Below are 22,032 nucleotides of genomic sequence, written 5' to 3'. Positions count from 1 at the left end.
ACGGCGGGCCGAATACGGAGCGCATGTCGCGCAGATTTGCGCCAGTGCGGCGGCCTCTGGTTCTCAAAAGAGGTTCAACGCGGCGTATTGCAGCAGCATGATCGTCTTGCCATCGCGAATGATCCCCTTTCGGACCATTGCCAGCGCCTCGTCGATGTCGATCTCCATAACAGCGATATCCTCCCCCTCTGCCGCGTTGCCGCCGCCTGCAGATGCCCTGTCGCCCGGCTTGTACTCGCCGACGAAGAAGTGCAAGCGCTCGGTAACCGAGCCGGGGCTCATGAAGGCGTCGAAGACCTGGCGCACGTCGCGCACGCAAAAGCCCGTCTCCTCTTGCGTTTCCGCACGGATGCGTGCCTCCGGTTCGGCATCGTCGAGCAGTCCGGCCGGCGCTTCGATCAGGAGGTCGTCATGACCGTTGACGAACGCCGGATAGCGGAACTGACGGGTCAGGATCACCGTGCGGCGGGTCGGATCATAGAGAAGGATCGTGGCACCGTTTCCGCGGTCATAGGTTTCGCGCGACTGTCGCTGCCAGCTCCCATCGGCGCGCAGAAAGGAAAAAGTCGTCTTCTTCAGGACGTACCAGTCGTCCGAGAGGATGGTGACATCCTCGACGCGAACACGGTGCGCAATCGTCATTGTAGCCTCCTTCACTGTGTCAAGGTCGGCAGAAGACGCCGCCCTGAGCTGGCATCAATTCGTGCATTAGCGTGCAATGTCAAGATATTTCGTGCATACACAGGCGCGGGCTCACCAGATGCTGTTGGCGGCTGCTCCACTGTTTCGGAGGCATGACACGCGGACATCAAGCGCTTCGTCGAGGAAGCGATCATTGCTGGCCGGGTGGCGCAGGTTCTTCGCTGCGGCCTGAGCGCCGATCCGATCGCCGCGTGAATAATGAAAATATCCATTTTCCAAAACATGTTGACATCGTCAGGTCGCGCGCTTATTTTAGAAAGCGATTAGTTTCCTATTTACGAGCCCCACAGGATGGGGAAAGGGACCGGCAATGAGCCAGCTTCAAGCCGTTATCAGCCACGAGAATGCAGCGCCGGCGATGGAGATCGTTCCGACGCTGGAGGCGTCGCGACCGTTTCCCGCGGTCCCTGCCCCGACGGCCACCAAGCCGCGCCGGCGGTGGCTCCGCGGGCTCCTGTTCGCTTCCGCCGCCATTGCAGTCGCCACGGGAGCCGCCGATTTCGGTTGGCGGTATTGGACCACGGGGCGTTTCCAGGTTTCGACCGACGACGCCTATGTGAAGGCCGACAGCACGACGATCGCGCCCAAGGTTTCCGGCCATATCGCCGAGGTGCTGGTCGCGGACAACGAAAAGGTGAAGGCGGGGCAGATCCTTGCCAAGATCGACGATCGTGACTTCAAGGTCAGCCTGGAGCAGGCCAGAGCCCAGGTCGAGGCGGCCGAGGCCAATATCACCAACAAGCAGTCCGCGCTTGCAGCCCAGCAATCGGCGATCGACGCGGCGAAGGCGACGGTCGAGGCGGATCGGGCCGATCAGACCTTTGCCGAACAGGATGACAAGCGCTACTCGGAACTGGCGAAACAAGGCTTCGGCACCATTCAGAACGCGCAGCAGGCCGCTTCTCGCATCGCCGCTGCCCGGGCGGCGGTAACGCGCGATGGTGCAGCGCTTGCCAATGCGGTCAAGCAGCTCGACGTCATCAAGGCTGAAGTTGCCCAGGCCAAGGCGGCGCTCGACAGCGTCAAGGCCGCCGAGCACCAGGCCGAACTCAACCTGTCCTATACCGCGCTTGCCGCGCCGATCACGGGCGTGATCGGCAACCGTACACTGCGCGTCGGTCAGTATGTGCAGGCGGGAACGCAGCTAATGGCCGTGGTCCCGACCGACGAAGCCTATATCGTCGCCAACTACAAGGAAACGCAGCTCGCCGACGTTCATCCGGGTCAGGCGGTGACGATCGAGGTCGACACGTTCCCCGGGCAGCTCTTCGAGGGACATGTGGACAGCATTTCGCCCGCAAGCGGCCAAGAATTCGCGCTGCTTCCGCCTGACAATGCGACGGGCAACTTCACCAAGGTGGTCCAGCGCATTCCGGTCAAGATCGTGCTCGATCGCAGTGCGCCGGTTTCGGTAGCGCTCCGACCCGGCATGTCGGTTTACCCGACCATCGACACCAAGCGGGAAGCGACCGAAGTCGCTGCCGTACCGAAGATCATAAACTGAAGGCGCGCCTGCCCTAAAACTCGATAGCCAAGTCCTGGCAGGAGGATCGGATGTCCACCTCAATGCAAGCGGCTTCACCGAGACCGCTCGGCGCAGTCTCGACGACGGGCCCACTCGAAAAGGCGAGCACAAAAGCGTGGATCGCGGTGCTGGCCAGCATGATCGGCGCCTTCATGGCGATCCTCAACATCCAGATCACCAACGCCTCTTTGCTCGACATCGAGGGCGGCATCGGGACGGGTGTCGACAACGGCGCCTGGATTTCGACCTCCTATCTGATCGGCGAGATCGTCGTCATCCCGCTCACCGACTACCTCAGCCGTGTGTTCTCGTTCCGCCGCTACATGTTGGCGAACGCCATTCTGTTCCCGCTGCTTTCGGCGGCCTGTGCTTTTGCGCACGATCTTGGCTCGATGATTGCGCTTCGCGGCCTGCAGGGCTTTGCCGGCGGCGTGCTGATCCCGATGGCCTTCACCATGGTGCTGACCCGGCTGCCCAAGGGCCAGCAGCCATTCGGGCTGGCGCTCTTTGCGCTATCAGTCACTTTCGCGCCGGCTATCGGCCCGACGATCGGCGGATACCTGACTGAAAATTATGGCTGGCAATCGATCTTTTTCGTCAATGCCCCGCCGAGCCTGCTGATGGTCGTTGCTCTCTGGTTCACGCTGGAAAAGGCCCCCATGCAATTGCGGCTCCTTAGGGAGGGCGACTGGGCCGGCATCTTCACCATGGCGATCGGCCTCTCGGCGCTGCAGACCGTTCTTGAAGAAGGCAACAAGGATGACTGGTTCCAGTCCCCCTTCATCGTCAAGCTCGCGTTGACGGCGGCCGCGTTCCTGATCGCTTTCGTCATCATCGAGCTTACCGTGGCAAAGCCGCTGGTCCAGCTGCGTCTGCTCAAGCAGCGCAACTTTGGTGTCGGAGTGCTTGTCAACGTACTCGTCGGTGTCGCCCTGTTCGGTACGGTCTATATCCTGCCCCAGTATCTTGGGCAGGTGCAGCGCTACAATGCCGAGCAGATCGGCCTGGTGCTGGCGTGGACGGGCCTGCCGCAGCTGCTGATCATTCCCCTGGTGCCCATGCTGATGAAGAGGTTCGACGCGAGCTATGTCGGCTTTGTCGGCATCAGTATCTTTGCGGCCAGCTGTTTCATGAACACGACCCTGTCGTTCGATAGCGCCGGCGACCAGTTCTTCATTCCCAACATCGTGCGGGCCATCGGCCAGGCGTTGGTGCTGACGCCGATCTCGGTGATTACGACGGCCGGTATCGCGCCAAGTGAGGCGGGTGCCGCATCGGGACTGTCGAACATGCTGCGCAACCTCGGTGGCGCGGTCGGTACCGCCACGCTCGCGACGGTGCTGACCAAGCGCGAGCAGTTCCATTCCAACATCATCGGCCAGTCCGTGACGATCTATCGGGACGAGGTCCGCGACCGGATCAGCGACCTGACGCAACACTTCATGGCCCGTGGGGTGTCCGACGTCGCCGTAGCGCAACACAAGGCGATCGCCACGATCGGTGCGACCGTCCACCGTCAGTCGCTGATCCTCGGCTTCAGCGATACCTTTGCGGTGATCGGCATCGTCCTGGCGCTGGCCGCAATCGCGTTGCTTTTTACCCGCAAGGTCTTGGCGCCAACCGGGGGTGGTGGCGGTGCGCACTGATATAGATAAGCCCAAGGCAAGCTGGAAGGAGACAGGAGATGAGCAGGCCCAATAGGCTCTATCTAGATGATCTCGACGTCGGGCGCCGTTTTAAGAGCGGGAGCTACACGATCGATGAAGATGAGATCAAGGCATTCGCTGCGCAGTTCGATCCGCAGCCCTTTCACCTCGATGACGCCGCTGCCAAGGAAAGCTTGTTTAAGGGGCTTGCCGCCAGCGGCTGGCACACGGCCGCGATTACCATGCGGCTCAACGTCGAGACGGGCCTGCCCTTCGCCGGTGGCCTGATTGGCGCCGGTGGCGAGATCAGCTGGCCAGCGCCGACTCGGCCCGGCGACAGCCTTCATGTGGAAAGCGAAGTGGTCGAGGTCATCCCGTCTCGCTCGAAGCCAGACCGCGGCATCGCGGTCGTCGTGAGCCGAACGATCAACCAGCGCGACGAGGTCGTCCAGATTCTCAAGGCGAAACTTGTCGTCGCACGGAGGGTGGCAGGCGGGGCGTGCTGAAGACCCCTGCGCTTTCTAGAAGGCAACCACATGCAGCTGACGGCCACCACGATCCTCGTCGCCTTTGCCGGGGTTTTCCTGATCTGTTTCATGAAGGGCGCGTTTGGCGGCGGATTTTCCATTATCGGCATCCCGCTCTTGTCCGAGGTGATGGATCCGGTCACCGCTGGCGGTCTGCTGGCGCCACTGTTCGTGGCGATGGACCTCTACGCGTTGCGATACTTCAAGCGCTCGACCTGGTCTGGGCCCGACCTCCTGCTGCTTTTGCCGGGGCTCGTCACCGGCATCGGCCTAGGTTACCTGCTGTTTCGCCTTCTCGATCATCGAGCCATTGCGATTGTCATGGCCGTAACCACCCTTTGCTTCGTCGGTCTGTGGCTTGCAAGGGGGCTGCGGTCACGGCACGCCCGCGCTCGGCGCCGAAGGCAATCACGGCCGGCCTTGCGTCTGGCATCACGACAATGGTGGCGCATTCCGGCGGACCGCCGCTTGCGATGTATCTCCTGCCGCTTGGGCTCAGCAAGGACGTTTATGCTGGAACCACCAGCATGTTCTTTACCGTCGGGAATGCGACCAAGGTGTTGCCTTGGCTGCTATTGGTCCGCCCGGCAACGGATCTATGGGTGCTGATGGCGGCTTGCCTGTTGGCGGTTCCAGGCGGCGTATCGCTTGGATGGCGCCTTCAGAGCAGACTGGACCAGCGCCAAGTCTATCGGGTCTGTTACGGGCTGCTGGTCCTGGTGGCCATGAAACTGTTGTGGGATGGTCTCTCCGGCTATCTCGTCTGACGTCCGGCCTGGCACGGCGATGCGCAAAGCCAGAGCCTCTGGATTTCCGATGACGTGGATCGTAGTGTCGTCTTCGGTCCCGCGCATCGTCGCATTTGGCCGCCCGCCGATGAACTCAAGCCAGCGCAGGCAACGCGCGCGTGCGAACGACAAGTATGTGTAGATGACACTGAACAGCCGCCCGACGCTTGCTCGGCCCCTCTATCTGGTCGTCGTTTGGTGGCTTCTCCTGCTTGTCGGCGCCGGAGCATTGGGCGTTTGGGAACGCCAGGCGCTCGTCGCCGAGCTGGAGCGCGAGAGCACGGCGCTGCATAGCCTCGCCTCCCAGCGCGCAGACCAGCACGATGCGCATTTGACGGCGCTGTCGGCAGTCGCCGTCGCGTCGGAAGGTCGCCGGCATGACCTGTTCCTGGATGTGGCGCGAACGATCATCCGCTTCTATCCGCGTATCGACGAAGTGCAGCTCGTTCCCCTCGATCCGACGGCGGAGGTGATCGGGACCGCTTCACTCAACGCCGGCTCCGCCGAACTTGTCCGCACGGTTGCCCGGGCATCGGACGGCAGGATCGCTCTCCTTGCCCATCCGCAGCGGCCTGACCACTACATCATGATCAAGCGCAGCCCCAACACCGCCGAGGCGCGCTACGGCCTGATGTTGGGGATCGACGCCGCAAAGCTGATCGGCGACGGAGGTCCGTTCTGGTCGCGCCCTGGGATGGCGGTTCGGCTTTCCATGCCGGACGGCCAATCGCTTCTGCGGCCGCCCGCCCTGCCCGAGGCGATCCGGTTTTCGAAGGCGCTCGGCAGCGCTTCCCAGCCGCTGCTGCTCGAAACAGGAATGGAAATCGGGCTCACCGACATGTTTCCGCCGGTGCGGACCGGCTTGACGCTTCTGGCGATCAGTCTTGCCTATCTGGCCGCGCTTGCGGCGTTGCGCCAGCGGGCACGCACCCGCGTCGCGGTCGAGCAGGCGACGTTGAGCGCGCTGGAATCGCGCCTCACCCACGCGTCGCGCGTCAACGCGCTCGGCGAGATGGCAAGCGGCATGGCGCATGAACTGACCCAACCGCTGACGGCGATCCTCGCACAGGCGCAGGCCGGGCGGCGCCTGCTTGCCCAGGGACAGTATGAGGCGCTCGCGCCGGCGCTGGATGACAACGTGGCGCAAGCGCGTCGGGCGTCCGCCATATTGGAGAGGTTTCGCAACTGGTCCCATCCGCACGCAGCACCTGTCGCGGCCTTGGACCTGCGTGGCGCATTGGCCAATGTCAGGGCATTACTCGAACAGGAGGCAAATTCCCGTGGCGTTGAGATCGAATTTCGCGCGCCGGAAACGCCTGTGACTGTCGTTGCAGACCCTGTGGAAATCGAACAGGTGGCATTCAACCTGGTGCGAAATGCCCTTGAGGCGCTGGACGGGGGGGCGCGAGACAGAGGGCGGATCACCGTCACCCTGACAGACGAAGGCTCGACGGCGGCTTTCGAGGTCTCCGACAATGGTCCAGGCATCGCGCCCGAACTTCGCCCCCGGCTCTTCACACCGTTTACGACGACCCGTGCCGGTGGAACCGGCCTTGGCCTTGCGCTGAGCCAGCGCCTCGTTGAACGTGCCGGCGGAGACATCACCCTTGTGGAGACCGAAAACGGTGCGACGTTCCGGGTGGCGTTGCCAAAGCGTTCACAACGCGAGGAGACGCGGCGATGAGTGTTCCTGTCTATCTCGTCGACGATGACGATGCGGTCCGTCGGGCGCTAAGCCTGCTGCTTTCGACTGTCGGTATCAAGGTCACGGGCTTTGCCGACCCGCAAGCGTTTCTCGCGCAGCTGCCACGGCTTGATCCCGGCTGCCTGATCCTCGATATCCGCATGCCCGCGATCTCCGGGCTGAAGCTGCAGGAGAAGCTCGCGGAGCGCGCGGTCGATTGGCCAACAATCGTCATTTCCGGTCACGGGGACATCGAAGCCTGCAGACGGGCCTTTCGCAATGGTGCGATCGATTTCCTGTCGAAGCCCATCGACGAACAGGACCTGATCGATGCGATTCACAAAGGCCAGGAAATGCTCGTGCGAACGATGCAGAAGCGTGCCGAACGGGCAGAGACGCTGGCGCTCCTGTCGGCGCTGACGCAACGTGAGCGTGAGGTCCTTGACCGGATCGCTGCGGGATTTACCACGCGCCAGATCGCCGAGGGGCTCGGGCTGTCGCCACGTACGGTCGAAAGCCATCGCGCCGCCATCGGCGCCAAGATCGGCAGCACGTCGCAAGCGGAAATGACGCGCATCTGGCTCGAAGGGGCGGACACTCCGTAGAACTACGGAGATTGCGGAAAGAGCTACGAATGTCGGTTCTGCACGAAGCCGAATAACCTTTCCATATCAACAGGAAAGGAACCACTGATGATCCGCAATATCATGCTTGCAGCAGCCCTTCTCGCCCCCGTTGCCGCCACCGCCCAGGAACTGCCGACGACCGCTTACCTGCCGCTCGACATGGCCGTGAAGGCCGCCGACGCTGCTCTAAAGGCATGCGCAGCCGAAGGTCACAACGTCAGCGTTGCCGTCGTTGCCCGTGACGGCGCGACCAAGGTCCTGCTGAAGGCCGACAATTCCGGTCCGCACACCGGCAACAGCGCGCAGGGCAAGGCCTTTACTTCGGCTGCGATGGGCCGCGACACGGCTGGCCTCGGCGAGTTCATCGCGTCCAAGCCTGCCAATGAGGGCCTTCGCGACATGGATGCGCGCATGGTGATCCAGGCCGGTGGCGTTCCGATCAAGTTCGGCAAGGCACTGGTTGGCGGCATTGGTGTCGGCGGCGCGCCGTCGGGAGACGTCGATGCGGCCTGCGCGAGCGCCGGCCTTGCAGCAATCGGCGCGAAGTAAGTTGGCCTGTGGAAGGTCCCTGCCCTTGAAAAGGCGGCGGACCTCTCCATCTTAATGCCATTGCCCGTTTCGAGAACCCAGACTATTGCCGCCTTTGGCGTGCGAATGCGGGTCTCCGGGTCTGACAGGGCGCTCCCCGGCAAGGGTTGAGCGCCCTGTTCATTTTCCGGCCATCGCCACGCTGTGCCGACGATCAGCCTACCACTTCTTGCTGAGCTTGAAGGTGATGGTTCGGGCGTCGCCGTACCCGCATACGAGAATGCCGCCGCAACCGCTGACATACTCTTTGTCGAACAGGTTGGTGACATTCAAGGCAGCGCCCCAATCGTTCTTTTCATAACGCAGGCCAGCGTCAAAGACCGTCGATGACGGCACCTTCGCCGTGTTTTCCTTATCCGCCCAGCTTTCGCCGCGATAGCGAACGCCGGCGCCGAGGCTGACACCCTCGAACAGACCCTGCTGAACCGTGTAGTCGATCCAGAGAGAAGCCTGCTTATCGGGAACAAGATAGGGCGTCGTGCCGATGAGGGCCCTGTTCGTGTCTTCGGTGACCTCAAGATCGATGAAATCGAGGCCGGCAATCACCTTCCAGCTTTCGCTGATGTTGAACTTGCCTTCGAGTTCGATGCCGCGGGAGCGCACCTCGCCTGTCTGGGTGGAAATGCTGGTCAACGGGTCGGTGACCAGTGCATTGCGCTTGGTCAGCTGGTAGAGCGACGCCGTCAGCACGCCATCGAGGAACGTCGGCTCGTACTTGATGCCGGCTTCGAACTGTTCGCCTTCTTCGGGCTTGGTGTTGCCGGTGGCAGTCACCGCAATGACGGGATTGAAGAATGTCGCGACACTGACATAGGGGGTCAGGCCGTTGTCGAATTCATAGGCGAGACCGGCGCGGCCGCTGACCGCCCCTTCGCTGTAGTCGAAGGTCGAGTTCTGCGCCGGTGCCCAGAATGTCGGGCCGTTTTCAGTCTTGGTATCGACGTAGTCGTAACGGCCGTTGAGCGTCACCAGCCAACCGTCGCCAAAGCGGATCTGATCCTGAGCGTAGACGCCCAGTTGCTGCTGCGTGACCACCTGGTTGATGTAGATCGCGTTTGCAGGCTGCGGTGCGCCGTAGATCGGGTTTGTCGCACTGATCGGGGTTCCGGCCGAGGACGCCTGGACATGGTCGAGGCGATAGAGCTTGTAGTCCAGGCCGACAAGCAGCGTGTGATCGAGGGCTCCAGTCTCGAATTCGCCCTCAAGTCGATTGTCGACGGCGAAGGTATCGACCTTGGAGGTTGCCTCGAAACCAAGCCGGTAGAGCAGATTGTCTGGCGTAGCCGGTACGGTCGATACCGGGAAAGGCAGGCTCGAATCGTAGTAGCCGTAGGTATAGGGCCCGTTCTCGTGCTTGTAGAGGTGGCCGTAGCGCAGGTTCTGGCTGAACTGCCAGCCGCTGTCGAACTCGTGCTTGAACTCGTAGCCTAGCATCTGCTGGACATAGGTACCGGTATCGATGTCCGGTTCGCCGAAGAAGGCCTTGCGGTCGATCTTGCCAAAAGGCGCGTCGACGACCGTGCCGACATAGGGCAGAAAACCATTGCCGGTATGGACCTGGTCGAGGCCTTGCAACAGGCCGTAAACCGTCAGGCTCGTCGTGTCGTCAGGCTGATAGGTGATCTGCGGCAGGATGAAACCGCGCAGATCCTCGGAATGGTCGTTGTAGTTGTCGCCGCCGGAGACCTTGCCAGTAACGCGGTAGTTGATGGCATCGGTCAGCGGACGGTTCACGTCGATGCCGAGGAAAGCGTTTCCGTTGTTGTTGATGCCGGTTTCGGCATAGGTGAAGGTCTCGTCGAGGGGGCGCTTGCTGACAAGGCTGACGATGCCGCCCGGGTCCGCGCCGCCGTATAGGACCGAGGCCGGTCCCTTGAGCACCTCGACGCGCTCGAGCATGAAGGGATCGACCTGGAAACCGCCGAAACCGTAGGAGAACAAATTGAGGCCGTCGAGAAAGACACCGGTCTGCGCCGCATCGAAGCCGCGGATGTAGAACCAGTCCGTGTCCGGATCGACGCCGTAAGGCTCGGCCATGACGCCCGGCGTATAACGCAGCGCCTCGTCGACCTTGGTGACGACACCGCGATCGTCAAGTTCCTCCCGCCCGATGACGGAAACGCTCTGTGGCACCTCTGAGATCGGCGTTGCGGACTTCGATCCTGTCGTCGTTGCTTTGGCGACATAGCCTTCAACCGGTCCAGTCGCATCGGCCTTGGCCTGCGTGCCGGTTGCCTCGATCTTTTCCAGCCGCGTTACCGGCGCATCCTGCGCAAACGCTGCACCGGCAGAGAGAATGGCGATGCAGGCGACCCCGCTTGCCAACCGTTCCGTCCATCGCGCCGCCATGCCACTTACCATCATTGTCTTGTCGCCCCACACGCCGTCCGCTGCGCTGCCTTTGGGCGACGCCGGCCTTTGATCCGTTTATAACGTGAGTGTTTAATTCAACTATTCCGGCAACTCTTGTCGCGATCTGCGGAAATTGAACGTTCCTGGGCTATTCGCAGCGAAGAAAGGCCCGACGAGGCAGAATTTGCTCAGCTCAATCGGCTGCGTTTCCACAGTGCCGGCGTGGTGCCCACGACCTTGCGGAACACACGGGTGAAATGTGCCTGGTCGGAGAAGCCGCTTTCGGCGGCGATGGCCGTCAGCGACGCTTCGTTCTTCATGAGGAGCATCTTGGATTTTTCAATGCGGGCGTTGGTTTGCCATTGATGCGGAGCCATGCCGGTCGACGCCTTGAAGGCATGACTGAAATGCGACTGCGACAAGCCGGACAGGGATGCCAGTTCCTCCAGCCGGATGTTGCGGCTGCTGTGCTCGTCGATGTACTCGACGGCGCGGCGAAGCTGCCAGCTGGCAAGGGGGCTGCGCTTGCGCGCATCGCTGCGATTGAGCTTCATCAGGTCGATGAACAGCGCCACGGTCAGCCCATCACCATAAAGATCATGCAAGGGCTGTGGATTGAGGCATTCGGCAGCGATCAGGCTTGCGAGCTGCAGAAAGCGCTCGTCATGGAACATCAGACGGGGCGTGTCGCAGCGGCCTGCATCGAGGTCCTCCATCAGCCGTCGGCTGAGGATCTCGAGGTTGAAATGCAGGTCGAGGTGGCGAATGTAGCTGATGTCGACGACATCGGCCCAGACCTCCATGCCTGCAGGAATGTAGGAGAGCGCCGGTTGGCGATCGTTCTGCACCGATCCGCGACCATCGGGCGATAGCCGGACGTTGCAGCGCGCCCCGCCCTTTGCTTCGAGCACGATGAACATGCGCGGATCGTCCGAGAGGTAGTGCCCCCCTGCCCGCGCTTCGCACTCGACATCCCAGACGTCGGCGATGATCCCGTTCCATTCCCGGCGGTTGAGTCCGCCAAGCACCTTGAACCCGGAAATCTTGTTTTGCATCCGCGGTTGAAACGACATCGAGGCGTATCCAAAGCTGGGCGATGAGGCAGCGTGCCCCAGGACTATTCCTTCCTCTATTACTCATCTTTAATGTTTTGCGGAAGCCCGGAAGACATGATGGGCGACGGAAACTGCCCCTGCCAAAGCGCGATCGGCGAGCGATGCCATGGCTGACCTCGAGCGGAGGGCGAGCATGGCCGATTGCCTAGATGCATCCGCCCATGATCGAAACCGGTTCAGGACGGCGGCGCCGCCCCGAACCGTCCTTCGTGTCGTTTAGAATCTCACCCGCGCGCCGACCTTGGCGCCGGCCGATTGCGATCCATCGCCTTCGATGTTGAACAGCAGCGAGAAGTCGAGATCCCAATTGTCGTTGTTGGAGAGAGCAAGCCCGGCCGAAACCCGCCCGAACAGGCCTTCGCCATCGAGCGAGGCGAAGCCGACATCCGCACCGACCGTCGGCGACAGGATCAGGCCGTTTTCCAGTTCCAATGTGCGCTCGACATCGAAACCGACGCTGAAGCGTGCCTGTTCTTCGATGAAGCCCTTGAGATCGATCGCTTCGCCGAGCGCGTTCTTCACCGTGTAGTCGTCGGTCTCTTCGTTGAAGTAGACCGCCCTCAGCTTCGGCATCAGCACGGTGATCTCGTCCAACTGCCATTCGCCGGTCAGCTTCACGTCCGCCATCCAGCGCGTGGTGTCGAAACTGCCGTGGAAGATTCCGGTGTCGATGTCGTTCGAGGAGCCGCCATAGAGCAGGTTGGCATCGAGGAACACACCCTTGCCGATTTCGAACGAGGCATAGGGACCGGCAAGCCAGCCATTGCCTGTCAATTCGGCGTCTTCGTCGGTCGGGTCCGTCATGTAGTCGTAGTGGAACGACAGGCCGACTAGCGCGCGATCGTTGACGAGATAGTCGGCGCCGAGCGAGAACAGGGCGAAGTTGCCCCATTTGTCGCTCTTGTCGTCCTCGTCCTTGTGGAACAGGAAGCTGCCGTTCATCCAGATGTCGAACGGCCGGTCGGTGGCGACGAAGGTTTCGCCGGCCGCAGCCGCATCGGCCGCATCGCGTGCCGCCTGGATCTGGGTGAGACTGGTCGAGAATCCGAGACGGGCGCCCTTGTCCGAAGGCGTGACCGCCGTCGTCACCGGATCGGTGTTGGCCGCGGCCCGGCGTCTTTCAATGAGCCCCGGCACCTTCACCGTTGACGACAGCAGGTTCTGCCGGTTGCGGACGAAGTCGCGAACGAGACCGTCGATTTCCTCGCCGGCCGCAACGCGATCGAGCGCGATCTTGTAGGTGACAGAGCCGACATTGGAGGAGCCGAGCGCGCTCTTCAGCGTATAGCTCACCACCGCCGAGCCGGAATAGGCCGGGTTTGGCGTGAACTTGAGGTAATAGCCGACCGGGGTGAAGCTACCCGCGGCCGCCAGTTCGCCCTCGATGATCTCGGCCTTACCGGCAATCGGCGGCGAGACCGAGGCGACCGCGGCGTCGACGAACGGGCCACCGGTGGCGCCGCTGTTGAGGTAGACGTTGTTGGGCGTCGTGCCAGTCGGCACGTCGACGGAGATGTTGGGCACCGTCACGGCACGTGCGTTCACCTTCAGATTATAGGCTGCCGAGCCGCTTGCTCCCCGACTGTCGACGACGCCGATGGTGAAGTTGTAGGTGTCGGGCGTCGCGTCCGCTGCGAGCGGTCCGGTCAACTCCCCGGTCGAGACGTTGAGGATCATGCCATCAGGCAGGTTACCGCTCTTGACGCTGTAGATCAGCGCGCCGACGCCGCCGGTTGCCGAGATTGGCGACGAATAGGCCTCACCGACCATCGCATCCGGCAGGCTGCCGACCGTCGGGCTGAAGACGAAATTGCTGGAGACGACGGCAATCAGGTAATTCGCCTGCCCCGTCGCGCCATTGGCGTCCGTCGCCGTGACGGTGAAGCGGAAGTCGCCGTCGGCCGTTGCTCGTCCTGAAATCGACCCACTTGCGCCATCCAGCGTCAGGCCGCCGGGTAGAGCGCCGGACGAAACTGCATAGCTATAGGGTGCGGATCCCGCGCTCGCGACAATGGTCTGGCTGTAGGCGACGCCGGGCACAGCGTTGGCGAGCGTGCCGCCGGCCGGTGACAACACCAGCGCCGGCGGCGAAACCGTGACGGTGACTGTCGCTGGTACCGACGTGCCGGTCGCGTTTGTCGCCGTGTAGCTGAAGCTGTCCGAACCGGAGTAGCCGGCATCCGGCGTATAGAGGATCGACGTTCCCGAAACGGAGGCGGTGCCACGTGTCGGCGCGGTGTCGATGGCAACCGCTGTCGCGAGCCCGCCGGAAAGGTTGAGGGGAACAACGTTGGCCGCCGAGTTCGCGGCGACCGTGACCGCCGTCGCACCGGCAATCGGTGCCTGAACCGCAATAGCAAGGCTGTAACTCGCGGTGCCCGTCGCCCCGTTCGCGTCGGTCGCGAGAACCGTGAAGTTAAAGGTTCCGTCTGCGGTCGGTGTACCCGCTATGGTTCCGGTCGAAGGGTCGAGTGCCAGCCCGGACGGCAGAGAGCCGGTCGAGATCGTGTAGACGTATGGCGCCATGCCGTCGGCAGCCGCAATCGTCTGGCTGTATGCGGTTGCCACCGTGCCGCCCGGCAACGCGCCGGCAACTGGTGTGAAGTCGAGTGTCGGCGGCGTGACGGTGATCGATACGGTGGCCGGAGCGGAAACGACGGCGCCGTTCGCTGCCGTGTAGGTAAAGCTGTCGACGCCTGAATAGCCGGCATCCGGCGTGTAGGTGATCGCCGTGCCGGACGCAGTCGCTGTACCATGGCCTGCATTGGTGGCGACGGCAACGGAAGTCGCGGCGCCGCCGGTCAAGCTGAGCGTGATGGCATTGTTGGCCGAGTTCGCCGCAAGGCTCACGGTAACCGCATTGGCGACCGGCGCCTGCACCGCCACGCTCAGGTCGTAGGTTGCCGTGCTCGCCGCACCGTTCGCGTCGGTCGCCTGAACCGTAAAGTTGTAGCTCCCGTCGGCCGTCGGCGTTCCAGCAAGCTCGCCGCTCGACGGGTCGAGCGTCAGCCCTGGCGGCAGGGTGCCGGCTGATTTCACGTAGCTGTAGGGTGCCATGCCGTTGCTGGCCGAGATCGTCTGGGTGTAGGCGCTTGCGACAGCAGTGCCCGGCAACACGCCGGCTGCCGGCGAGAAGGCCAGTGTCGGTTGGCTCACGGTGATTGAAACGGTCGCCGGGGCCGACGTTCCAGTCCCGTTGGTCGCCGTATAGGCGAAGCTGTCGGAACCTGAGTACCCAGCCGTCGGTGTGTAGACAATGGATGTTCCGGAGGCTGTGGCAATGCCATGTGCCGGACCGGTCGAGACTGCAACCGAGGAAGGCGCTCCGCCCGAAAGACTGAGCGTTACCGGGTTCGCAGTCGAGTTGGCCGCCACCGTGACAGAAACTGCGGCCGAGACTGGTGCTGCGATCGGCGTGACGGTGTTAGACGGCCCGGAACCCGAGCTTGTGCCGGTGCCATTGTTCGCTGTGACCGTAAAGCTGTAGGGGGTGCCGTTGCTGAGACCGGCCACCGTGATCGGGCTTGCCGGCCCACTAGCGCTGATACCGCCGGGGTTCGAAGTCACAGTGTAACCGGTGATCGCTGCGCCCCCGGTGTTGGTGGGCGCGGCGAACGATACCGTCGCCTCACCGTCGCCGGCAGTAGCGCTTGCGGCCGTGGGCGCGTCGGGAGCGACAGCACGGACCGTAAAGCTGTTGCTGACGGTCGCTGCTGCGAGGTAGGCCGCGTCACCACTCTGGTCGGCGTTGATGGTGCAGGTGCCCGCTTGCAGGAATGTCAGATTGCCATCGTTGGTGACCGTGCAGACGGCCGCAGTCGAGGAGGTAAAGGTCGGTGTAAGCCCGGAATCCGCCGATGCGGTCAGTATCGGCGTCGTGCCGAAATTCAGCGTACCAGGATTGGCGAAGGTGATTGTCTGAGGTCCCTTAGGCGTGACCGCATTGGACGCGCTCGATGCCGGACCCGGTCCCGCGCCGTTGGTCGCCGTCGCTGTGAAGGTATAGGAAACGCCGTTGCTGAGGCCTGTGACGGTGATCGGGCTTGAGCCACCCGTTGCGGTAATGCCGGCCGGGTTGGACGTAAGCGTATATCCGCCCGGCGCTTCGCCGCCGGTTGCTGCCGGCGCGGTGAAGGATACCGTCGCCTGTGCGTTGCCGGCCGCGGCGCTGAGATCTGTGGGCGCGCCGGGAGCAACCGGGGTGACGATGAACGTCTGTGTCACCGTCGTTGCGGCAAGATAGGTGGCGTTGCCAGGCTCGTCGGCGCTGATGGAGCAGGTCCCGGCCTGCAGGAAGGTCAGTTGGCCGTCGCTCGTAACGCTGCAGACAGCGGCGGTTGACGAGGTAAAGGTCGGCACCAGGCCGGAGTCGGAGGTCGCCGCAACCGTGGGTGTGGTACCGAAGCCTTGCGAACCGGGATTGTTGAAGGTGATCGTCTGTGTCGTTCTCGGGGTGACCGAATTCGAGTCGGCCGACGGTGTGCTTGTCCCGGCGGTGTTGGTTGCGACAACCGTGAAGGTATAGGCCGTACCATTGGTAAGGCCAGTCACCGCGATCGGGCTGGATGACCCGTTTGCCGTAATACCCCCGGGGTTCGACGTCACGGTGTAGTCTGTGATCGCCGCACCGCCGGTAACCGCCGGCGCGGTGAAATGCACATCCGCCTTACCATCGCCTGCCACGGCTGTGCCAATGACCGGCGCATCTGGCGCGATCGGAACGACGTTGAGGGTGAGGACGCGGCTTCCGATCTCACCATTGGCATCTGTTCCCGTCACGGTAAACGTGAACGAACCGGCGTCCGTCGGCGTCCCCGAAAGCGTTCCGTCGCCTGCCAGCGTCAATCCACCAGGCAGTGCGCCTTGCGTGACGGCAAGCGTATGCGGGTTCGCACCGCCGGAGGCCGTCATCGCCTGCAAATAGGCAGTACCAAAGGTCGCATCCGGGAGCGTTGCAGGGGCAACAGCAATCGTCGGCGCTGCAATGGCCACGGTATAGGACCGCGATGCTGTCGACCCCTCGGTGTCGGTCGCAGTCGCGGTGAAACTGAAGGAGCCGCTGGCCGTCGGCTTACCCGAAAGAACACCACCGCTCGACAAGGCCATTCCAGGCGGCAGGGTACCGGCGGTGTGGGAGAACGTCAGTGCGCCCGATCCGCCGGTCGCCGCCAGCGTCTGCGCCGTATAGGTCTGATTGTAAACGGGGTCCGGAACTGTGGCCGTCGAGATGACGATGGGCGCGAAGGTAACGGTATTGTCGGTGCTGGTCGATGCATCGTTGGTGAAGCCCGCCACGCTTGTGGCCTTGCCTGCGGGGATGTTGGCAACAACTGTACCGGCCTGCGTCATGCCGCTGACGGTGACGGTATAGCTCGCTCCCGAACCGGAGACGCTTGCCGTCGTCGCGCCGGCGCTACCGGAAAGCTGGACGTCGCTTCCATTGAAGCCAGTGACCGCTTTGTCGAAGGTGACGCCAAAGAGGACAGATGCTTTCGCGCTGGGGTCCGCTTGCGACCCCGCCTGGTTGATGGTGACGGTCGGCTTCGTGTCGACCCAATGGTTCGTTCCGGTCTTGGTGCCCGTGCTGCAGCCGCTGCCGCCGCCATAGCTGACCGAAACGGCATGCTGGCCAAGGGGCAGCGTCGACGTCTGGAACGTCGCGGACGAAGCCGGACTGACAGGTCCCGTCGGCGCGAGCCCAAGCGTCGCCGATTGAGCGCCGATCGAAATCGTCACGCTGCCTGTTGGAGACTGGCCGGCGTTGCAGCCCATGGACGAAACCGTCGCCGTCACCGACACCTGCTGACCCGGGAGCGATGGGCTCGGCGAGGAGACGACATCAAGCACGACGGGGCCGCCGGTCGCGGCGCGCACGACAATCGTGTTGCTGTTGGCGGTGAAGTTGCCGCCGGTGCGCGTGCCGGTAAACGTCACGAAATCTGAAAACTGGCCGGACATCGCGTCCAGGGAATCGACCCGATATGAACCGGTGCAGGTAATCGATGAAGAGGTTCCGCCGCCGGGGATGGCGGGGCACGACACCGCCACGCCCTTGATCGCCGTCGAGGCCGGAGCGATGCTCAGGATGTTGTAGGACCCGGGGTTCAATACATAGCTGAAATTGATCGTGTCACCGGCGGCATTGAAAGTCGCCGGGGAGGCCGAGATTGTCACCGCCTGCGCCGAAGCGGCCGAGACCGTCGCCAGAAGCAGACCGACTACCGCAAAGGTTGATAGAAAAACGCGACGCAAAAAAGCGGACGACAACGACCGTCCGTCTGCGGTGTTGCCACCCCACAGCCCCATGAATACCCCCAAAATATACCGGGAAATTGCCCCGCACCCGGCAGAGGCAGCTAATTAAGCTGGGGGGAAAGAGTCAATCACACAACTCTCCATTGTTGCGCAAAGCGCAATCCGAACGTGCTATGTGGCTTATTCATCACACTTTTTGACGCGGCCGCAACCAATGGCTCGCCGATCTCGCGCAGGAATTGCTGTGTCTGCAACTTGTGTGGGTGTTTCGCTTTGAATGTGGACCGACTGGCGGAGAACGAGAATCGAAGCGCGATCGGCAAGCATTCTTGACCTCGGGACAGTTGCTCAAATGCGCTGGCGCGCACCTGGAGCCGCCCGCCTTCGCCTATTGCTTCGGCGGACCTGATCGCTTGTGGCGCAGGACAATGTAGGCGCCCGCCGCGCTCATGGCTGCCAAGGCGAACCATGTCAGGGCGTAGACCAGGTGGCTGTTGCGGAACTGAACGACCGTGAGGCCGCCGATGGGCAGGCCACCCGGATTGGGCGTCGCATCGGCATCGATGAAATAAGGCGCCACTTCAGTCAGTGCCTTTGACGTGCCGATGGCTTCGACGTCGCGGGAAAACCAACGGTCGTTGGCCGGATCATTGGAACGCAAGAACGCGCCGCCCGGTTCGTTCAGGCGCAGGAGGCCGGTGATCGTCGTGGTGCCGACGATGTCGCCCTTGGCGCGGGCGGCCGGATCGCGGCGATCGGAGGGCACGAAACCGCGATTGATGATAATCGTCGCGCCGTCATCACGCCGCATCGGCGTCAAAATCCAAAAACCTGCGCCGCGCTCGGTGACTGCCTGCACCAGCACGGATTTGTCGTGGAGGAAGATGCCGGTTGCTGTGACGCGGCGATATTCGTCCTCGTCCCCGTCCACATGTGCCCAATCCGCCTGCGGCGGCGCCGGCACTGCGGCGGCGTGGACGCGGGCGTCGACGCGCGCAATCAGATCAAGTTTCCAGGCGAGGCGCTGGAACTGCCACGTTCCAAGTGCAATGAACGCGACGGCGAGGACCAGCAGCGCGCAAGTCAGCGCGAAACGAGCGCGGGACGAGGACGGTTTTCCGTCCCCGCGCGCATGGCTTTCCATGATCATGTTCTTTGCTGCCTGCGTGACCGGTCGTCAGGGCATGTTCTTCATCATCTCGTGCGTCATCGGCATCATGTTCGTATTCAGGTGATGCATGACCCACAGAGATCCGGCGAGCGCGATGCCGACGATGATGATCGTGAAGATCAGTGCCATCAGCGTCCAGCCGCCTTCCGAGCGCGCGTTCATATGCAGGAAGTAGATGACGTGCACGACGATCTGGACGACACCGATGCCCATGACGAGCACGGCTGTGAGAAGCTTGCTGTCGAGCGCGCCGCTCATGACCAGCCAGAACGGAATAGCCGTCAGGATGACCGACAGGGCGAATCCCGTCATATAGCTCTTGAGGGAACCGTGGCCGGCGGCGTCGCCGGGGTGGCTGTGCGCGTGATGTGGTTCGAACGCGCTTTCGTGGCCAGGATGCTGCGAGCTCATCCGAGTACTCCAAGCAGGTAGACGAAGGAGAAGACGCCAATCCAGATGACGTCCAGGAAGTGCCAGAACATGGAGAGGCACATGAGCCGGCGCCTGTTTTCCGGGATCAGCCCGTGTCTGGAGACCTGCACCATCAGCGTGATCAGCCAGATGATGCCGAAGGTGACGTGCAGGCCGTGGGTTCCGACCAGTGTGAAGAACGACGACAGGAAGGCCGACCGGGTCGGGCCTGCACCCTCGTGGATCAGGTGGTAGAACTCGTAAAGTTCGAGCGCCAGGAAGATCGCGCCGAACACGCCGGTGACGCCGAGCCAGAACAGCGTTTCCATTTTGGCGTTGCGCTCCATCTGGAGCATGGCAAAACCATAGGTGATGGAAGAAAAGAGCAGCATCGCCGTGTTGATGGCGATGAGGTTGAGGTCGAAAAGGTCGGCCGGCGCCGGACCTGCCGCGTAGTTGCGACCGACGACACCGTGTGTGGCAAACAGCACGGCGAAGATCAGGCAGTCACTCATCAGGTAGAGCCAGAAGCCCAGCATGGTGCTGTGCTCCGGATGGTGCTCTTCCGTGACGTAGAACTGTGGCTTTCCGGTTTCTTGGACTTGGGTTTGGCTCATCGTCTCAGGTCCGTTCCGCAAGCAGCTTGGAGCGCGCGTCCTCGGTCGCCGCCACTGTCTCGGCGGGAATGAAGAAGTCACGCTTGTAGTTGAATGTGTGGCCGATCGAGACGGCAACAATCGCGATGAAGGACACGGCTGCCAGCCACCAGATGTACCAGATCAGCGCGAAGGCGAGAACGACGCTGATGCCGGACAAGATAATCCCCGTACCGGTGTTCTTCGGCATGTGGATCGGCTTGAAGCCTTCGAGCGGGCGCTCGTAGCCGCGGTTCTTCATGTCGTACCAGCTGTCGTGGTCGTGCACGACCGGCGTGAAGGCGAAGTTGTAGTCCGGCGGCGGCGACGAGGTCGACCATTCGAGCGTCCGGCCATCCCAGGCGTCGCCGGATGTCTCGCGCAGTTGATCGCGCCGGAGGAAGCTGACGACCAGCTGGATGATGAAGGACGCGATGCCGATCGCGATCAGGACGGCGCCGAAGGCGGCGATGATGAACCAGATCTGCAGCGACGGGTCTTCGAACTGGCTGACGCGGCGGGTGACGCCCATCAGGCCGAGCACGTAGAGCGGCATGAAGGCGAAAAAGAAGCCGATCTGCCAGAACCAGAAGCTCATCTTGCCCCAGAACGGGTCCAGCTTGTAGCCGAAGGCCTTGGGCCACCAGTAGACGAGACCGGCCATCAACCCGAACAGCACGCCGCCGATGATGACATTGTGGAAGTGGGCGATGAGGAACAGCGAATTGTGCAGGACGAAGTCAGCCGGCGGGATCGCCAGCATGACGCCGGTCATGCCGCCGATCACGAAGGTGAACATGAAGCCGACGGTCCATAGCATCGGCACCTCGAAGCGGATGCGGCCGCGATACATGGTGAAGAGCCAGTTGAACATTTTGGCACCCGTCGGGATCGAAATGATCATCGTGGTGATGCCGAAGAAGGCGTTGACCGAGGCGCCCGAGCCCATGGTGAAGAAGTGGTGCAGCCACACGAGGTAGGACAGGATCATGATCACGCAGGTGGCGTAGACCATGGAGGTGTAGCCGAACAGGCGCTTGCCGCAGAAGGTCGCCACCACCTCGGAAAAGATGCCGAAGGCCGGAAGAATGAGGATGTAGACCTCCGGATGACCCCAGATCCAGATGAGGTTGACATACATCATCGGGTTTCCACCAAGGTCATTGGTGAAGAAATTGAAGCCGAGATAACGGTCGAGCGACAGCAGAGCGAGCGTTGCCGTCAGGATCGGGAAGGTCGCAACGATCAGGATGTTGGTGCAGAGCGAGGTCCAGGTGAAGACCGGCATCTTCATGAAGGTCATGCCCGGAGCGCGCATCTTCACGATGGTCGCGATCAGGTTGATGCCTGAGAGCGTCGTTCCGACGCCCGCCACCTGCAGGCCCCAGATGTAATAGTCGACACCGACGCCTGGGCTGTAGTCAGCGCCTGACAGCGGCGGATAGGCCAGCCAGCCGGTGCGCGCGAATTCGCCGACGAACAGCGACATCATGATGATGACGGCGCCGCCGGTGGTCATCCAGAACGAGAAATTGTTGAGGAAGGGGAACGAGACGTCGCGGGCGCCGATCTGCAGCGGCACCACATAGTTCATGAAGCCGGTGACGAAGGGCATCGCGACGAAGAAGATCATGATCACGCCATGGGCGGTGAAGATCTGGTCGTAGTGATGCGGGTTGAGGTAGCCCTCGTTGCCGTTGAACGCGATCGCCTGCTGCAAGCGCATCATCAGGGCGTCGGCAAAGCCGCGCAAGAGCATGATGATCGCCAGGATGATGTACATGATGCCGATCTTCTTGTGATCGACGCTGGTAAACCACTCGTGCCAGAGATAGCCCCAGAGCTTGTACTTCGTGACCAAGGCGAGGATGGCGATACCAACCACCGCCACGACCGCGAAGGTCACAATGAGGATCGGCTCGTGATAAGGGATCGCTTCCCAGGTAAGTCGCCCGAAGATGAGTTGTGTGAGGTTGGTGTCACCGAACATGGTTCGTCCAATATGTC

14 protein-coding genes and 1 pseudogene are annotated in these 22,032 nt (G+C 62.4%); 7 read left to right on the top strand and 8 right to left on the bottom strand.

Annotated features, from left to right (window positions below; translation table 11 throughout):
* Nucleotides 1-63: 63 nt before the first annotated feature.
* The gene (locus tag VGO04_RS28910) at nucleotides 64-642 is read right to left on the bottom strand and encodes an NUDIX domain-containing protein (protein WP_327499403.1); all 579 of its coding nucleotides are present in this window, start codon (nucleotides 640-642) and stop codon (nucleotides 64-66) included.
* A 370-nt stretch (nucleotides 643-1,012) separates the two neighbouring features.
* On the opposite strand from VGO04_RS28910, the gene VGO04_RS28905 reads away from it, so the two are divergent.
* The 7 genes and pseudogenes from VGO04_RS28905 (at nucleotide 1,013) to VGO04_RS28875 (ending at nucleotide 8,047) form a co-directional block, all read left to right on the top strand.
* Entirely contained in the window at nucleotides 1,013-2,206 is a 1,194-nt protein-coding gene (locus tag VGO04_RS28905) for an HlyD family secretion protein (RefSeq protein WP_414650617.1), read from the top strand.
* Nucleotides 2,207-2,268: 62 nt separating this feature from the next.
* Nucleotides 2,269-3,873: a DHA2 family efflux MFS transporter permease subunit gene (locus tag VGO04_RS28900; RefSeq protein ID WP_327499474.1), complete on the top strand. Its 1,605-nt coding sequence runs from the start codon at nucleotides 2,269-2,271 to the stop codon at nucleotides 3,871-3,873.
* A 38-nt stretch (nucleotides 3,874-3,911) separates the two neighbouring features.
* Nucleotides 3,912-4,379, top strand: coding sequence for a MaoC family dehydratase (locus VGO04_RS28895; protein WP_327499402.1), 468 nt, complete (start codon nucleotides 3,912-3,914; stop codon nucleotides 4,377-4,379).
* Nucleotides 4,380-4,499: 120 nt separating this feature from the next.
* A pseudogene (locus VGO04_RS28890) lies at nucleotides 4,500-5,167 on the top strand (TSUP family transporter).
* 163 nt (nucleotides 5,168-5,330) lie between these two features.
* Nucleotides 5,331-6,872 carry a sensor histidine kinase gene (locus tag VGO04_RS28885; protein WP_327499401.1) on the top strand — a complete coding sequence of 514 codons (1,542 nt, stop codon included), beginning with the start codon at nucleotides 5,331-5,333 and terminating at the stop codon, nucleotides 6,870-6,872.
* Nucleotides 6,869-7,477 (top strand): response regulator transcription factor, encoded by a 609-nt coding sequence (locus tag VGO04_RS28880; RefSeq protein WP_327499400.1) that lies wholly within the window; start codon nucleotides 6,869-6,871, stop codon nucleotides 7,475-7,477. The genes VGO04_RS28885 and VGO04_RS28880 overlap by 4 nt, the downstream gene beginning before the upstream one ends.
* An 87-nt stretch (nucleotides 7,478-7,564) precedes the next feature.
* Nucleotides 7,565-8,047, top strand: a complete 483-nt coding sequence (locus tag VGO04_RS28875; RefSeq protein ID WP_327499399.1) for a GlcG/HbpS family heme-binding protein — start codon at nucleotides 7,565-7,567, stop codon at nucleotides 8,045-8,047.
* Nucleotides 8,048-8,245: 198 nt separating this feature from the next.
* Here VGO04_RS28875 and VGO04_RS28870 read toward each other — a convergent pair whose 3' ends face one another.
* The 7 genes from VGO04_RS28870 to cyoB all read right to left on the bottom strand — a co-directional run bounded on the left by VGO04_RS28870 (nucleotide 8,246) and on the right by cyoB (nucleotide 22,015).
* Complete coding sequence (locus tag VGO04_RS28870; protein ID WP_327499398.1) at nucleotides 8,246-10,450, bottom strand: TonB-dependent siderophore receptor; 2,205 nt, start codon at nucleotides 10,448-10,450, stop codon at nucleotides 8,246-8,248.
* 176 nt (nucleotides 10,451-10,626) lie between these two features.
* Complete coding sequence (locus VGO04_RS28865; RefSeq protein WP_327499397.1) at nucleotides 10,627-11,511, bottom strand: AraC family transcriptional regulator; 885 nt, start codon at nucleotides 11,509-11,511, stop codon at nucleotides 10,627-10,629.
* Between the two features lie 258 nt (nucleotides 11,512-11,769).
* Nucleotides 11,770-17,859 carry a putative Ig domain-containing protein gene (locus VGO04_RS28860; protein ID WP_327499396.1) on the bottom strand — a complete coding sequence of 2,030 codons (6,090 nt, stop codon included), beginning with the start codon at nucleotides 17,857-17,859 and terminating at the stop codon, nucleotides 11,770-11,772.
* A 337-nt stretch (nucleotides 17,860-18,196) separates the two neighbouring features.
* Entirely contained in the window at nucleotides 18,197-18,952 is a 756-nt protein-coding gene (locus VGO04_RS28855) for an SURF1 family protein (protein WP_327499473.1), read from the bottom strand.
* Between the two features lie 33 nt (nucleotides 18,953-18,985).
* Nucleotides 18,986-19,390 carry a cytochrome o ubiquinol oxidase subunit IV gene (gene cyoD / locus VGO04_RS28850; RefSeq protein WP_327499395.1) on the bottom strand — a complete coding sequence of 135 codons (405 nt, stop codon included), beginning with the start codon at nucleotides 19,388-19,390 and terminating at the stop codon, nucleotides 18,986-18,988.
* Complete coding sequence (gene cyoC / locus VGO04_RS28845; RefSeq protein WP_327499394.1) at nucleotides 19,387-20,007, bottom strand: cytochrome o ubiquinol oxidase subunit III; 621 nt, start codon at nucleotides 20,005-20,007, stop codon at nucleotides 19,387-19,389. The genes cyoD and cyoC overlap by 4 nt, the downstream gene beginning before the upstream one ends.
* A 4-nt stretch (nucleotides 20,008-20,011) precedes the next feature.
* Nucleotides 20,012-22,015, bottom strand: coding sequence for a cytochrome o ubiquinol oxidase subunit I (cyoB, locus tag VGO04_RS28840; RefSeq protein WP_327499393.1), 2,004 nt, complete (start codon nucleotides 22,013-22,015; stop codon nucleotides 20,012-20,014).
* Between the last annotated feature and the right edge of the window lie 17 nt (nucleotides 22,016-22,032).

The organism is Ensifer sp., assembly GCF_035999185.1.
Taxonomy (GTDB): domain Bacteria; phylum Pseudomonadota; class Alphaproteobacteria; order Rhizobiales; family Rhizobiaceae; genus Ensifer.
The sequence above is the reverse complement of the archived record's forward strand: the minus strand, read 5'-3'. Positions and strand labels throughout refer to the sequence as shown.

Coding starts and splice junctions, on each gene's coding strand:
- VGO04_RS28910 (WP_327499403.1), bottom strand. CDS start 642: ATGACGATTGCGCACCGTGTTCGCGTCGAGGATGTCACCATCCTCTCG.
- VGO04_RS28905 (WP_414650617.1), top strand. CDS start 1,013: ATGAGCCAGCTTCAAGCCGTTATCAGCCACGAGAATGCAGCGCCGGCG.
- VGO04_RS28900 (WP_327499474.1), top strand. CDS start 2,269: ATGCAAGCGGCTTCACCGAGACCGCTCGGCGCAGTCTCGACGACGGGC.
- VGO04_RS28895 (WP_327499402.1), top strand. CDS start 3,912: ATGAGCAGGCCCAATAGGCTCTATCTAGATGATCTCGACGTCGGGCGC.
- VGO04_RS28885 (WP_327499401.1), top strand. CDS start 5,331: ATGACACTGAACAGCCGCCCGACGCTTGCTCGGCCCCTCTATCTGGTC.
- VGO04_RS28880 (WP_327499400.1), top strand. CDS start 6,869: ATGAGTGTTCCTGTCTATCTCGTCGACGATGACGATGCGGTCCGTCGG.
- VGO04_RS28875 (WP_327499399.1), top strand. CDS start 7,565: ATGATCCGCAATATCATGCTTGCAGCAGCCCTTCTCGCCCCCGTTGCC.
- VGO04_RS28870 (WP_327499398.1), bottom strand. CDS start 10,450: ATGATGGTAAGTGGCATGGCGGCGCGATGGACGGAACGGTTGGCAAGC.
- VGO04_RS28865 (WP_327499397.1), bottom strand. CDS start 11,511: ATGTCGTTTCAACCGCGGATGCAAAACAAGATTTCCGGGTTCAAGGTG.
- VGO04_RS28860 (WP_327499396.1), bottom strand. CDS start 17,859: ATGGGGCTGTGGGGTGGCAACACCGCAGACGGACGGTCGTTGTCGTCC.
- VGO04_RS28855 (WP_327499473.1), bottom strand. CDS start 18,952: ATGGAAAGCCATGCGCGCGGGGACGGAAAACCGTCCTCGTCCCGCGCT.
- cyoD (WP_327499395.1), bottom strand. CDS start 19,390: ATGAGCTCGCAGCATCCTGGCCACGAAAGCGCGTTCGAACCACATCAC.
- cyoC (WP_327499394.1), bottom strand. CDS start 20,007: ATGAGCCAAACCCAAGTCCAAGAAACCGGAAAGCCACAGTTCTACGTC.
- cyoB (WP_327499393.1), bottom strand. CDS start 22,015: ATGTTCGGTGACACCAACCTCACACAACTCATCTTCGGGCGACTTACC.